This is a genomic window from Aureibaculum marinum (assembly GCF_003813905.1).
In the GTDB taxonomy this organism is placed as follows: Bacteria; Bacteroidota; Bacteroidia; order Flavobacteriales; family Flavobacteriaceae; genus Aureibaculum; species Aureibaculum marinum.
In genome coordinates, this window is the sequence record NZ_RPFJ01000011.1 from 241,559 (window position 1) to 254,795 (window position 13,237).

Annotated in this window: 10 protein-coding genes; 4 read left to right on the forward strand and 6 right to left on the reverse strand. The window is 29.7% G+C overall.

Features of this window, described 5'->3' with window-relative positions; all coding sequences use genetic code 11:
* Nucleotides 1-346 precede the first annotated feature (346 nt).
* A complete protein-coding gene (locus tag EGM88_RS09595) occupies nt 347-1,573 on the forward strand; it encodes a hypothetical protein (RefSeq protein ID WP_123897929.1) in 1,227 nt (408 codons plus the stop codon).
* Nucleotides 1,574-1,675: 102 nt separating this feature from the next.
* A complete protein-coding gene (locus tag EGM88_RS09600) occupies nt 1,676-4,480 on the forward strand; it encodes a TonB-dependent receptor (protein WP_123897931.1) in 2,805 nt (934 codons plus the stop codon).
* Nucleotides 4,481-4,521: 41 nt separating this feature from the next.
* On the opposite strand, the gene EGM88_RS09605 is transcribed toward EGM88_RS09600, so the two are convergent.
* The gene (locus EGM88_RS09605; RefSeq protein ID WP_123897933.1) at nt 4,522-4,881 is read right to left on the reverse strand and encodes a toxin-antitoxin system YwqK family antitoxin; all 360 of its coding nucleotides are present in this window, start codon (nt 4,879-4,881) and stop codon (nt 4,522-4,524) included.
* Between the two features lie 197 nt (nt 4,882-5,078).
* Here EGM88_RS09605 and EGM88_RS09610 point away from each other — a divergent pair, with 197 nt between their 5' ends.
* A complete protein-coding gene (locus EGM88_RS09610; RefSeq protein WP_123897935.1) occupies nt 5,079-6,287 on the forward strand; it encodes an OprO/OprP family phosphate-selective porin in 1,209 nt (402 codons plus the stop codon).
* Between the two features lie 71 nt (nt 6,288-6,358).
* The gene (locus EGM88_RS09615; RefSeq protein WP_123897937.1) at nt 6,359-8,629 is read left to right on the forward strand and encodes an inorganic phosphate transporter; all 2,271 of its coding nucleotides are present in this window, start codon (nt 6,359-6,361) and stop codon (nt 8,627-8,629) included.
* Between the two features lie 56 nt (nt 8,630-8,685).
* Here the strand turns inward: EGM88_RS09615 and EGM88_RS09620 are convergent, their stop codons facing one another.
* The 5 genes from EGM88_RS09620 to EGM88_RS09640 all read right to left on the reverse strand — a co-directional run bounded on the left by EGM88_RS09620 (nt 8,686) and on the right by EGM88_RS09640 (nt 13,228).
* On the reverse strand, nt 8,686-10,452 hold the full coding sequence (locus EGM88_RS09620; protein ID WP_123897939.1) for a Na/Pi cotransporter family protein: 1,767 nt from the start codon (nt 10,450-10,452) through the stop codon (nt 8,686-8,688).
* A gap of 76 nt (nt 10,453-10,528) precedes the next feature.
* Entirely contained in the window at nt 10,529-11,044 is a 516-nt protein-coding gene (locus EGM88_RS09625) for an RDD family protein (protein ID WP_123897941.1), read from the reverse strand.
* A gap of 163 nt (nt 11,045-11,207) precedes the next feature.
* On the reverse strand, nt 11,208-11,714 hold the full coding sequence (locus EGM88_RS09630) for an outer membrane protein (protein WP_123897943.1): 507 nt from the start codon (nt 11,712-11,714) through the stop codon (nt 11,208-11,210).
* 115 nt (nt 11,715-11,829) lie between these two features.
* Complete coding sequence (locus EGM88_RS09635; RefSeq protein ID WP_123897945.1) at nt 11,830-12,186, reverse strand: DUF4870 domain-containing protein; 357 nt, start codon at nt 12,184-12,186, stop codon at nt 11,830-11,832.
* Between the two features lie 61 nt (nt 12,187-12,247).
* Nucleotides 12,248-13,228 (reverse strand): hypothetical protein, encoded by a 981-nt coding sequence (locus EGM88_RS09640; RefSeq protein WP_123897947.1) that lies wholly within the window; start codon nt 13,226-13,228, stop codon nt 12,248-12,250.
* Nucleotides 13,229-13,237: the final 9 nt, after the last annotated feature.

Sequence of the window (13,237 nt, forward strand, 5' to 3'; positions counted from 1 at the left end):
CAGAAAATCCGGCTCTAAACATTTCTAATTCATAGAAATGTTTAGAGCCGGATTTTTAATCACTTAATATATACTAGCGTAGTACAAGTTTGTTTTGAGTACTCTTTTATCTGTATTAACAAGAAGACACTTCTTAAAGCTATACTTTTATTTATAAAACATAGTACTTCTCTTTTGTCTTAACATTAGTTTAAAGTTAATTGTCTTTAGGTAACATTTTCGTAATCTAATCATAACACATGTTTAATTCTTAGGTAACCTAAACTTTACATAAGACCTCTTTATTTGCATTGTGAGATTTAAAATAACAATTAGACAAAAACAACAATTAAACGAAATTAAAAAGATGAAAAAATTACTTTACACTTTAAGTATAGGAGTACTACTTATTTCCTGTTCAGATAATAACGACCCAGAAGTTATTACAGACCCTCCGGTAGATACAGTTTTACAAGGAACATTAACAACAGACTTAACCTTAACCAAAGATAAAATATGGGAACTAAAGGGTAGAGTAATAGTTGGCGGTGGAACTACTTTAACTATTGAGCCAGGTACTATTATTAAAGGACAAGCTGGTACTGGTACACAAGCTTCATTATTATTAATTGCAAGAGATGCAAAAATAAAAGCTGAAGGAACGGCTTCTGAGCCAATTATTTTCACTTCAATATCAGATAATATAGAAATAGGACAAAAATCAGGTACTAATTTGTCTGAAAATGATAGAGGTTTATGGGGAGGCCTTGTTGTATTAGGCAATGCACCTGGTTCTTTCAAAGGAAATGTTTCTGAAGTGCAAATTGAAGGTGTTGTTGCAACAGATGTAAATGGTCTTTATGGAGGAGATAATTCAGCTGATAATTCAGGAGTACTAAAGTACATATCTATTCGTCATGGAGGTGCAGAAATTAGTCCTGATAACGAAATTAATGGATTAACACTTGGTGCTGTAGGGTCAGGAACTGTTGTAGATCATATAGAAGTTGTTGCTAATGTTGATGATGGTATTGAATTCTTTGGAGGTTCAGTAAATGCTTCTAACTTAGTAGTTTGGGCCGCTGGTGATGATGGCTTAGATATTGACCAAGCGTATTCAGGTACTATTACCAATTCCGTAGTAGCTTTAGGAAATGCTTCTGACCATGCTTTGGAAATTGATGGTCCTGAAGGAAGTCTAGAAGGACAATTTACCATAGATGGCCTTACTTTAATTGGAAATACAACTACAGAAAGAGGTGAATATGGCGATTTTAGAGATGGTGCTATGGGAACTACAAAAAATGTATTTGCTTACGGTTTCAGAGCTGATGCCGATGTAGAATTAGATAATGATGGTGTTGCTACTAATTATACCAATGGTAAATTGGTTTTTAATAACTGGCAAATTGTGCTTCCAGAAGGAGTATCTTCTTCTGCCTCTATTTTTGCTGATAAATCTGAGATTGGTTCTACTTTCGGAGCAGACGCTTCTAATTTTTCATCAGCTGTTACTTCAGAATCAAAAACTACCGGTGCAAATTTATCTGTATTTACTTGGACTTTGGCAGATGTTAATAATGCTTTAGAATAGTAGATACTAATTATAATTAGAATTATTCAATTGCTCATACTTTAGTATGGGCAATTGTATTTAAAAGTAGATAAAAAGAATCCTCAAAAATTTATAAAACGAATGCGAATTAAATTTACACTTCTAGTACTTTTTACTTTGTTTATTAATCTATTAAACGCTCAAAAAGGAACATTAAGCGGAACTATAAAAGATGGAGATATTAATGATGTTTTACCTTTTGCAACGGTTTTAATTAAAAATAGCGACAAAGGAACAACTTCTGATTTTGAAGGACTGTATGAAATTGAGTTAGAACCTGGTACTTATACTGTAATTTATAAATTTTTAGGTTTCGAAACTAAAGAAGTTACAGGGGTAATTATTAAATCGGATAATATAACCTCATTAGATATAACATTAAGAGAAGCTACTGGTACTCTTGACGAAGTTGTTCTTACAGCCGAAACTGCTCGAAATACTGAATCTTCAGTGTTAAATATTCAAAGAAGATCAGTTAATTTATTAGATGGAATTTCATCAGAAAATTTTAAAAAATTAGGTGCAAGTGATTTAGCAAAAGCTGTTAAAAGTGTTCCAGGAGTATCTATTCAAGGAGGTAAATATGTTTATGTTCGAGGCTTAGGAGATAGATATACTAAAACTATATTAAATGGTGTAGATATTCCAGGATTAGATCCGGATAGAAATACCATCCAAATGGATGTATTTCCTACAAATATTATTGATAATATAATTGTGGTAAAATCAGCAACAGCTGATTTACCAGCTGATTTTACAGGTGGTATTGTAGATATTGTTACTAAAGAGTTTCCTACAAGAAAAGAGTTTAGCCTTTCGTTAAGTGGTTCTTATAATCCTAATATGCATTTTAAAAGTAATTACTTAAGTTATGAAGGCGGAAATACTGACTTTTTAGGTTTTGATGATGGTACTAGAGCATTGCCTATTAGTCCTTATCAACCTATACCTAATACGTTTGACAATAACCCATTGTTAACAGAGATTACCCAAAAATTTGATCCTAATTTAGGTGCTCAAGAATCAAATAGTAATATGGATTATAGTATTGGATTAACAGCAGGAAATCAATATACAGTTGGTAAAAATGAAAATAAATTAGGATATATAGCTTCTATTTCTTACAAAAATGAAACTAAATTTTATGAAGATGCAGAAAATAGTTTTTATAGAAAAGACCCTAATACCTCAGAACTAGAAATGCCTTTAAGTAAGGGGCAAAAAGGTAATTTAGGAGAACAGAATGTTATTCTAAGTGGTTTAGCAGGCTTGTCTTATAAAACGGATCGTTCTAAGTATAAGATAAATGTAATGCGAATTCAAAATGGAGAGTCAAGTGCTGGTTTATTTAATCAAGAATTAAATGAAGGAGATTTTGCTATTGCTATAAAAAACAGTCTAGTTTATACCGAAAGATCTATTACTAACGGATTAATTTCTGGTACACACACAAATGAAGATGCTACTTGGAAAACAGAATGGAAATTGGCTTCAACATTGTCAACAATTGACGACAAGGATGTTCGTGCTACATCATTTAGAATTGAAGAAAATGGAAGTTATAGTATTCCTCAAAATAGTGAACCTAGAAGAATTTGGAGAAATCTAGAAGAGCAAAATCATGTAGGTAAAATAGATATTACAAGAAGGTATAATTTATTTCAAAAAGACGCTAAATTAAAGATAGGAGCCTATGGATCTTTTAAACAAAGAGATTATAATATTTACACTTTTAGAATTGGTGTTGCTGGCCCAAGTGGCTTTAATGGAGATGCTGATGCTATTTTAGCGGATGAAAATTTATGGACAACAAGTACTCAAGAAGGTTCTTTTATTAGAAATTCTTCTGTAATTGACCCAGTTAATATTTTTGAATCTAGTCAAGTGAATATTGCAGGTTATGTTTCTAATGAATTTATGTTAGGTGATAAACTAAAAACAATATTGGGTGTTAGAGTCGAAAATTTTATGATATATTATTCAGGTGAAAATAGTAGAGGAGTTGTTTTAAATAATGAATCTATTATGAATAAGTTAGATTTATTTCCTTCTGTTAATTTTATTTATGCATTAAATGATCATAAAAATATACGATTATCATATGCAAGAACAACTGCTAGACCTTCGTTTAAAGAAGCTTCAAATGCTGAAATTTTTGATGCACTTTCTGATATTACCTATATAGGAAACATTGATTTAAAACCTACTTACATTAATAATCTTGATTTAAGATATGAAGTTTATGGAGAAAATGCAGAGCTGTTTGCTGTAAGTGCATTTTACAAATCATTTAAAGATCCTATAGAACTAACATATTTTCAATCTGCATTAGATAATTTTACTCCACAAAATTTGGGTGAAGCTAATCTTTTTGGAGCTGAAATAGAATTTAGAAAGAATCTAGATTTTTTATCTTCCAGCTTAAATAACTTTAGGTTTAATTTAAATGCTTCTGTTATTAAGTCAAAATTACAAATGTATGATGACGAATTTACTTTAAGACAAAATACTGCCAGACCTGGAGAAGAGGTAGATGATACTAGAGAGCTTCAAGGACAATCCCCATATTTGATAAATGCAGGGTTAGATTATGATAATGATAAATTAGGATTACAAACAGGGCTGTTTTATAATGTTCAAGGCAAAACATTAGAAGTTGTTGGTGGAGCAAACCCAGATGTGTTTACCTTACCATTTAATAGTTTAGATTTTACATTTAATAAAAGCTTAGATAAAGAAAGAAGGTCAAATTTAAGTTTTAAGATTACTAATATATTAGGTTCTGAAAAAGAAAGTGTTTATCAATCTTATAAAGCACAAGATCAAATATTTTCAAGTAGAAATCCAAGTACTTCGTTTTCTTTGGGTTATAGTATTAAATTTTAACAAAAAAAGGAGCCATTGGCTCCTTTTTTTGTTAAAATATTTTATTCATTACTTACAGCAATAGTTGATTCTCGTGACCAAGAATTTACTTTTTCTATTTTATCGTTAGTATAGTCTACTTCTTTTAAAACATTATTAGTTTTATGAATCCATTTGCCAACTTTTTCACCATTATTATAATTTCCAACAACTATTTTGTCTCCATCTAAATTATAGCTAGTCCATGTTCCATGAAGTTTACCATCTTTAAAAAATCCATGTTGATCAATTTGCCCATTATCATAATAGAAAGTGGCTTCAGTTAAATCTCCTTTTTTCTCTAATTTCACCTTGTTTTCGTTTTGTTGAGCAAAGGAAAAGCTTACACAAAAAACAATTAATAGGATTGCTATTTTTTTCATAATTTCAATATTTACAACGTTCTATATCATAAAGATAGATAAATTTTACATTAAAAAAACATTAACTTAACCTTAATTTAACATTGGTATTATAAATAACTGATAAACAGCAACTTAAATAATTATAAATAATTTTCCTTTTTTACTTAAAATAAAATAACTTGCCTTTTGTTAACTTTAATTAATTTTCATAATTAATGTATTTAAAAAATCTAGTAGCTATTTTCGTAATTAGTATTTCATTTTCTGTTTTCGCTCAAGAAAATGAAGATAATCCTTTTAGTTTTAAATGGGATAATGGTTTCAAAATAAAAAGTGCAGATAATAATTTTGAATTCAAATTTGGGGGAAGAATAATGGTAGATCATGCTTTTTTTTCTCAAAATGATAATCTTGATGCTGTTTATGGGCAACTGTTAACAACGAGTGCTACTGAATTTAGAAGAACACGTTTATTTATATCAGGAGTTATCTATAAAAACATTGAATTTAAATGGGACTTAGGTTATGAAGGAGGTGAAGTTGGATTTAAAGATGTTTACTTAGGGATTAAAGATATTCCTGTAATTGGTAATCTCAGAGTTGGTAATGTTAAAGAGCCATTGAGGTTAGAAATGCTGACAAGCAGTAAGTATATTACCTTTATGGAACGATCTATACTAAGTGATTTTTCACCTACACGAAATAGTGGAATACTATTTTTTAATGATTTTTTTAATGATAAGATTAGTATGCAAGCTGGGCTTTTTAGAAATGCTGGAGATAATGGTAATGATTTAATGGCTAACAATGGATACGTCTTTACAGGTCGAATTACTGGATTGCCAATTAAAACAGAAAAACAGCTGTTGCATTTAGGGTTAGGTTATAGTTATAGAAAACCCAGTATTAATAATTACAGAATTTCATCACGTCCTGAAGCTCATTTAAGTGGTAAAAAGTATATTGACACCCAACTTGTTGAAAATGTTGTGGATCTTAATATGCTAAATTTTGAAACTGCTTTTGTTTCTGGGCCATTGTCACTTCAAGCAGAATATTTAATAACGGAACTTAATACAGACATATCCAATCGTTTTTCAAGCTATTATGGCCAAATTAGCTACTTTATCACCGGAGAACAAAAAAAGTATAAAAGTTCATATTCAGGTTTTGATAGAATAAAACCTAAAAATAATTTTATTGGTAAAAATGGCGGGTCTGGAGCATGGGAGGTGGCCCTACGCTATTCCAATTCAGATTTAAATAGTGAAGATATTTTTGGAGGAGAACAATCAGACCTAACAGTTGGACTAAATTGGTATTTAAATCCTGTAACAAAAATTAAATTCAATTATGTAAATGCGACCATTAAAAATGCAGGTAATGTTAATGTTTATCAAGTGCGTTTTCAAATTGATTTTTAATACAAAACATAACCTTTTGTTAATATTCGAATAAATAATAATTAACAAATTTGCACTCTTAAATACTATATATGGAAAATATTTACTTAATAATGATTATTGCACTTGCAGTATTGGCTGCAGCTGATTTAGTGATAGGTGTTAGTAATGATGCAGTAAATTTTTTAAATTCTGCTATAGGTTCAAAAGCTATTTCTTTCAGAACAATTATGATTGTTGCTAGTTTAGGAATTTTTATAGGAGCTGTTTTTTCTAGTGGAATGATGGAAGTAGCGAGAAAGGGAATATTTGTTCCTGGCGAATTCTTTTTTAGTGAAATTATGATAATTTTTATGGCAGTAATGATTACTGACATTCTATTGTTAGATTTCTTTAATACTTTAGGAATGCCAACTTCTACTACAGTATCAATAGTATTTGAATTGTTGGGTGCTGCTGTAGCAATGGCGTTGATTAAAATTGGAGCTTCTGATTCTGATTCTGCATTACACCTTTCAGATTATATTAATACCGCAAAGGCATTTGAAATTATACAAGGTATTTTACTTTCTGTTGTTATTGCGTTTAGTGTAGGGGCACTTGTACAATATGTATCTCGTATCATTTTTTCATTTCATTATGAAAGAAAATTAAAATATTTAGGGGCGTTATTTGGAGGTGGAGCACTTACAGCAATTACCTACTTCATTTTTATGAAAGGATTAAAAGGAACCCCTTATGGCGATGATATCAAACATTTATTAGAAGGAAATGAATTTATTATAATTGGTATTTCTTTTGTTATTTGGACATTACTTTCACAAATATATATTGGTGTATTAAAGAAGAATATTTTTGTTCCTATTATTGCCATTGGAACTTTTGGTTTGGCTTTGGCATTTGCCGGAAATGATTTGGTAAACTTTATTGGAGTGCCAATGGCTGCTTATCATTCTTATATAGCTTGGTCTGCATCTGGTGTAGAAGCAAATGCTTTTTCTATGGAAATTTTGTCAGAAAAAGTACCTACAGAATCGTTATTACTTTTTATAGCTGGGGGTATTATGGTACTTACTTTGTGGTTTTCTAAAAAAGCACGTACAGTAGCAGACACAGAAATTAGTCTGGCAAGGCAAGGTGATGGAGCTGAAAAGTTTCAGCCAAATTCTTTATCAAGAGCGGTAGTGAGATTTTCAATGTTAATTTCAAAATATACAGCAACGGTTATTCCTAGTTCGATTGCTCAGAGAATTGAAAAACAATTTGAAAAACCTGTAATCAACTTACCTAAACATAAAATTTATGAATTGCCTGCTTTTGATCAAATTAGAGCTTCTGTGAATTTGATGGTTGCTGGAGTATTAATTTCTATAGCTACTTCTATGAAGTTACCTTTATCAACTACTTACGTTACTTTTATGGTGGCAATGGGTACTTCTTTAGCAGATAGAGCTTGGGGCAGTGAAAGTGCAGTATATAGAGTTGCAGGAGTATTAAATGTTATTGCAGGATGGTTTGGTACAGCTATAATAGCTTTTATTGCAGCGGGTATAATGGTGTTATTAATAAATTTAGGTGGTCCTACAGCCATTGCAATATTGTTATTTTTAGCCATATTAATATTGGCTAGAAACTATATAAGTCATAAATCTAGAGCAGAAGAAATTAAGGCAGAGGATAGTTTAAATAGATCGGAAAGTAATTCTATACAAGGGGTTATTGAAGAGAGTGCTGATAATATTTCTAAATCTTTAAAAAGAATTAGTAAAATAAATAAAAGTACTGTAGACGGTTTAATAAATGAGGATTTAAAAAGCCTTAAAAAAGCAAAAAATCAAGTAGTTAAATTAGAAAATGAAATAGAAGTTCTGCAAAATGACATCTTTTATTTTATTAAAGATTTGGATGATTCTTATGTAGGAGCTAGTAAATTCTATATTGATGTTATTGGGAATTTACAAGACATGGCACAATCAGCAAGCTTTATTTCAAAAGTCAGCCACAAACATATTCATAATAATCATAAGTCATTAAAGAAAAAACAGGCAGATGAATTGATTGAAATTAACAGTCAACTGATATCCCTTTTTGCGAAAATAAGAGACGTTTTTGATTCGCGTTCTTTTGATAAAATTGTACCTGATTTAATGGATGAGAAACAAGGCTTACTAGCATATGTTGAAGATTCAATACATCAGCAGGTAGAACGAACCAGAACCGTTGAGTCTAGTCCAAAAAACACAACACTATACTTTAGTATTTTGCTAGAAACTAAAGATTTAATTAAAGCAGGAATGAATATTCTTGAGCTTTATTATATTGAACATGATCGTTCTATTAATTTAGTTAAAAAAGAAGAGTAATTATTTGCCAAATAATAACAAGATAAGCGGTCTAAAAAATTTTTTAGACCGTTTTTTTATTCGTTATTTTCTAATAAGGAATCTTTATTCACATATAATAATTCTGCAACTTCTATTAATTTTTTAATAATATCATTCACATTAGAGTAATCATTAAATAAAGAAGAAGCCATTTCTGGAGTAATTAATTTCTCTCTAATTAAATGATCAATAGAGTGATTTCCTTTATTTTTATTCTCTTTAGCCTCTATTTTTAGAGTGTTCATTTTTTTTATATAATTTTTAGAATGGTTTCCTTTTCTAAATCTATAAATAACACGTAATACTTTTAATACCTTTTTTCGATAGCTATCGTATTCTTTTCTTAAATAGATATTATTCAAATGAGCAGACTTATTTACATTTTTATTTAATTCTCTAACATCTTTAATAATCTCTACCATTTTTCTGTTGGCAATTTTTATTTCTGCAATTGCAGTATTTTGATTGTCAGTTAATTTTAATTCGCTTTGAGCTTTTGCAGCATATTTAATTATTTCGCCATAAATACGTTTCACTTTCGTATGATAGAATGTATCAATATCAATTTTTAAATTTTCTTTTGATTTTTTTATAATAGTTTTAGGTTTTTCATTAGATTTAATATCATCTCTATGGATGTTTATTCCGTGAGAGACTATTTCAAAAACTGCATTTTTATATAAGTATTTAGACTCGTTGGTAAGAGCTGAAATTGCCGAAGCGGGAAATTTAAGAATAGCTTGATTTAAGTATTTAGGAACCGCAATATCTTTATTACCCTCTACTTTTTCTTTTACAAATTTTATTAAGAATTTTTCTAGTTTTTTTATAAAAGGAATCATTGTTATAACTCCAATTACATTAAATAATGTATGGAATAAGGCAAGTTTTAACGCATAGTCTGTTGTAGAAATACCAAAAATTTCCGCCAAATAATTAACTAAATTACCTAAAGGATAAATAAATGCTAAGGCAATTATAGCTGTTACTATGTTGAATATTAAATGTGCTATAGCCAATCTTCTACCTGCAATATTTGAACTAATAGAACCTAAAATAGCTGTTATAGTTGTACCAACATTAGCCCCGATAGCTAAGGCAAGAGCATTTTCATATTCTATTTGTCCAGCAGCTAATGCAGTTAAAACAAGAACTAAAGAAGCGGCACTAGATTGTAATAAAATAGTTATTAAAATGCCAATACCAGTGTAAAGTATAACTCCTAAAAAGCCTGAAACAGCATATTGTGTTAAGTCAATATCATTGCTAAAAATATCAAAACCTTCTTTCATAAAGTAAATACCTAAAAAGAAAAAGCCTAATCCGGCCAGTACATTTCCAATGCCTTTTAGTGTATTTGTTTTTTGTAAAGAAAAAATTAATCCAAAAATAATCATAGGCATTGCCAGCGTAGAAATTTTAATTTTTAATCCAAAACCTGCTACTAACCAAGCAGTGGTAGTACTTCCTAAATTTGCTCCAAAAATTAAACCTATACCGGCAGACAAGCTTATTAGTCCCGCACTAATAAAGGAGATTGTAATAACAGAGATTAAAGAACTAGATTGAATAAGCGTAGTTAAAAGAGCTCCGGTAGTAATACTTTTGTAAAGCTTATTGGTAAATTTTTTTAATAGTTGCTGTAATGGACCTTTGGTAAAAACTTTAAAACCCTCTTCTAACATTATCATGCCAAATATTAGAATGGCAATACCAGCAATAATAGTTTCAAAATTGGGATTTGAATATATTGTTATGGCCAAAGCCAAGAGCATTAACGAAAAAAGAATTTTATTTTTCATCGTAAAGAGTCAACTATCATAATTTAAAAGTAATTAAAAAACCTGATACTTGAGAATTTTAGATGAGGTGTTGTAGTTAGTCTTGATTTACGCCAAGTTCTTGATAATTTTTATAGTGTCTTTTTTGTTCTTCGAAAATTTTTGAATCAACTACAAAGGTTTTAGAAATGGAATCGTGCCATCCTTTTTTTCCTAAAAAAGAGAGTTGCTCAAAGGGTATGATTCTACATAAAGAACGTTTTATAAAAACTCCAAATGGTGGTTTTTTACCATTTTCAAGAACTACTATGGTATTTGTAATTAATTTGCCAATGCTTTTTTGGGATAAACTCTCTAAAATTATATAATATACAACTATTAGTATTGTGGTAATCAATCTGTCAACAAGAGGATCAATATTTTCCATTTCAACAAGAAAATTTATTAAACCCTCTATTGCTGTTAATTCAGCAATTAAGTATAAAATTACTCCTAAAAGAAAAAAGAGTAAGTAAAAGAAACATAAATCAATAATATAGTTGAGTAATCTTTTTCCTTTACTCGCCAACATTTCGTCGGTTACTTTAAATTCTTTCAGATTTAAAACCTCCATTTCTTTTTTATAATGTTAACTCTCAAACGGGAAATTAGATTTAATATTTTCTATGAAACCCAAAATAAAACAAAAATGGTTATGTTGTAAAAATGGAATTGTAAAAATAAAAAGAGCCTAATTTAAATTAGACTCTTTTTAAATATTTTTATGTTTATAATCACTAGAATTCGTAGAGTACACCACCAGCAAAAACAGCATGACTATAATCACTTATAACATATTTTAACTCAGCAAAAGCACTTAGTTGGTCAGCAAATTTCCATCTACCACCACCACCAATGTTTAGGCCTAAGCTATTTCCTGATACTTTATATTCGTCATAAACATCTCCATATCTATAATCTCCGTAATTGTAACTTGAGTAATTTAAACCAGCTAAGGGGTATACATCTAATTCATCCATCATTACTTCAATTTTATAGTGTCCGTTGGCATCAACGGAAAACATATTTCTGGAAAAACCGTAAATTTTACTGCCAGCAAAATAAGAAAGACTAGGAGATATCGAAATATTATCCATGACATCAATTTCAGCTTTTACTACAAGCCCAGGACCACTAACTCCTTCATTATAACCTATTCCACCACCAGCAGCTATTTGAGCATTCATTGAACTAATACCACCAATTAAGGCTATGGTAAGAACTAACTTTTTAAAAATTTTCATAATTTAGAATTTATTCGTTTAGTAATACAAATATATAAATTTACTAGAGCATCAATCTTAAAAACTTGCTAAAAAGTAAAAGCAATTTGTAATACTAGGTTAACATGCATTTTTATTATAATGATTTAAACCACTCTTCATATTTTTTACCTAAAATTGGGGCTGGTTTTTGCTTGTTATTTATCGCATTTAAAAAACTCATAATCCACATATAAATAATTACAAAAAAACCTAAAATGCTTACTATCCATCCAAGAATAGGGATAATATTAACCACACTTAATGCCAAGCCTGTTAAAGCCAATCCTAAAGATTGTTTTATGTGATAGGCCGCAAAAGGATCTTTTTTATCATTATTTAATACAAAAGCAATAATTAATCCTACAATTGTTAAATAGGCTATAATAGCGGTTGTTTTGCCTTCGCTTTCTGTTGGTTTTTCTATTGATTCTGTTGATTTTGAATTTTCCATAATGTAAAAATTTAATTAATGTTTTAGTTAACAGTGCATTATCATGTGAACTTACTAAAGTTTATTGATTAAACCAATCTTTTATTAAAAAATAATATTTGGCATCTGAAGGCATTGTTTTTACTACCGTATGTTTTTTTAATTTAAATCTGCTTTCGCCATTTATTTTAATATTTTCTAAAACTTCAGTTTTAATTAAATTCCAGCCAGGTTTAAAGTCGAGGTCATAAATTATAGTTTGGTCTAGATTTTTTTCGGTTTCTCCAATGGTTATTTTTTTATCTTTAAAATCCTGTTTAACTTTTGCAGTACACGCTTCTTTACTATATACCCAATAAAGACGATACCCAATATCTCCATAATCTAAGCAACAAGGTGCAGCTAAATTATAAGTTACTTTTTCAGAATTACCTATAAAAAGTTGCCCTAAAGCATTATTATCTTTAATAACACTTAAAACAAATCCTGGATGGCGGTAAGGTGTATTGGGGTTAGAGAATGTTACATCTTGATTATATACACTATGCAGTTCTGGAATAAGAGATTTACTAATAGGTTTAGGAGTTCTAATAGTTTTTGGAAAATTAAAAGAGACTTTGCCTGCTGCAGAAATGTTACCTACTACAACATATTTTTTATCAATATAATTGTTGTATTGATCCATTTTTCCATCACCATCATAAATAGCGATGTCTACATTTCCATGTTTCCAATTTTTGAATTGACCACTGGTATTGCTGGCTATTTTTCCTTTCCAATAATATTCTTCCCTGTTTTTAGCTTTGTTTATGGTCTGTTGTTTTTTCTGTTGTAAACTTTTTTTTTCTTTTTCGGCTTGCTCCTGTGCTTGTCGTTTTTTTAATTCTTCCATCATGTTCTTCACTTCAGGATTATTTTTCATCAGTTCTTGAATCTGTTTTTCTGCCTGAGCTTTTAGCTTTTCAGCTTCTTCTTCTTGTTTTTTTTGTTCTGGAGTTTGACTCATGCATCCTGTAGAAAACAGTAATATTGCAATCAATACTAAAAGGTTAAAATTTTTCATAACAAATAC

Bases quoted from the DNA above. Each gene is read 5' to 3' on its own strand.
- EGM88_RS09640 (WP_123897947.1), bottom strand. From the start codon at position 13,228: ATGAAAAATTTTAACCTTTTAGTATTGATTGCAATATTACTGTTTTCT.
- EGM88_RS09600 (WP_123897931.1), top strand. From the start codon at position 1,676: ATGCGAATTAAATTTACACTTCTAGTACTTTTTACTTTGTTTATTAAT.
- EGM88_RS09595 (WP_123897929.1), top strand. From the start codon at position 347: ATGAAAAAATTACTTTACACTTTAAGTATAGGAGTACTACTTATTTCC.
- EGM88_RS09610 (WP_123897935.1), top strand. From the start codon at position 5,079: ATGTATTTAAAAAATCTAGTAGCTATTTTCGTAATTAGTATTTCATTT.
- EGM88_RS09630 (WP_123897943.1), bottom strand. From the start codon at position 11,714: ATGAAAATTTTTAAAAAGTTAGTTCTTACCATAGCCTTAATTGGTGGT.
- EGM88_RS09605 (WP_123897933.1), bottom strand. From the start codon at position 4,881: ATGAAAAAAATAGCAATCCTATTAATTGTTTTTTGTGTAAGCTTTTCC.
- EGM88_RS09620 (WP_123897939.1), bottom strand. From the start codon at position 10,452: ATGAAAAATAAAATTCTTTTTTCGTTAATGCTCTTGGCTTTGGCCATA.
- EGM88_RS09625 (WP_123897941.1), bottom strand. From the start codon at position 11,044: ATGGAGGTTTTAAATCTGAAAGAATTTAAAGTAACCGACGAAATGTTG.
- EGM88_RS09615 (WP_123897937.1), top strand. From the start codon at position 6,359: ATGGAAAATATTTACTTAATAATGATTATTGCACTTGCAGTATTGGCT.
- EGM88_RS09635 (WP_123897945.1), bottom strand. From the start codon at position 12,186: ATGGAAAATTCAAAATCAACAGAATCAATAGAAAAACCAACAGAAAGC.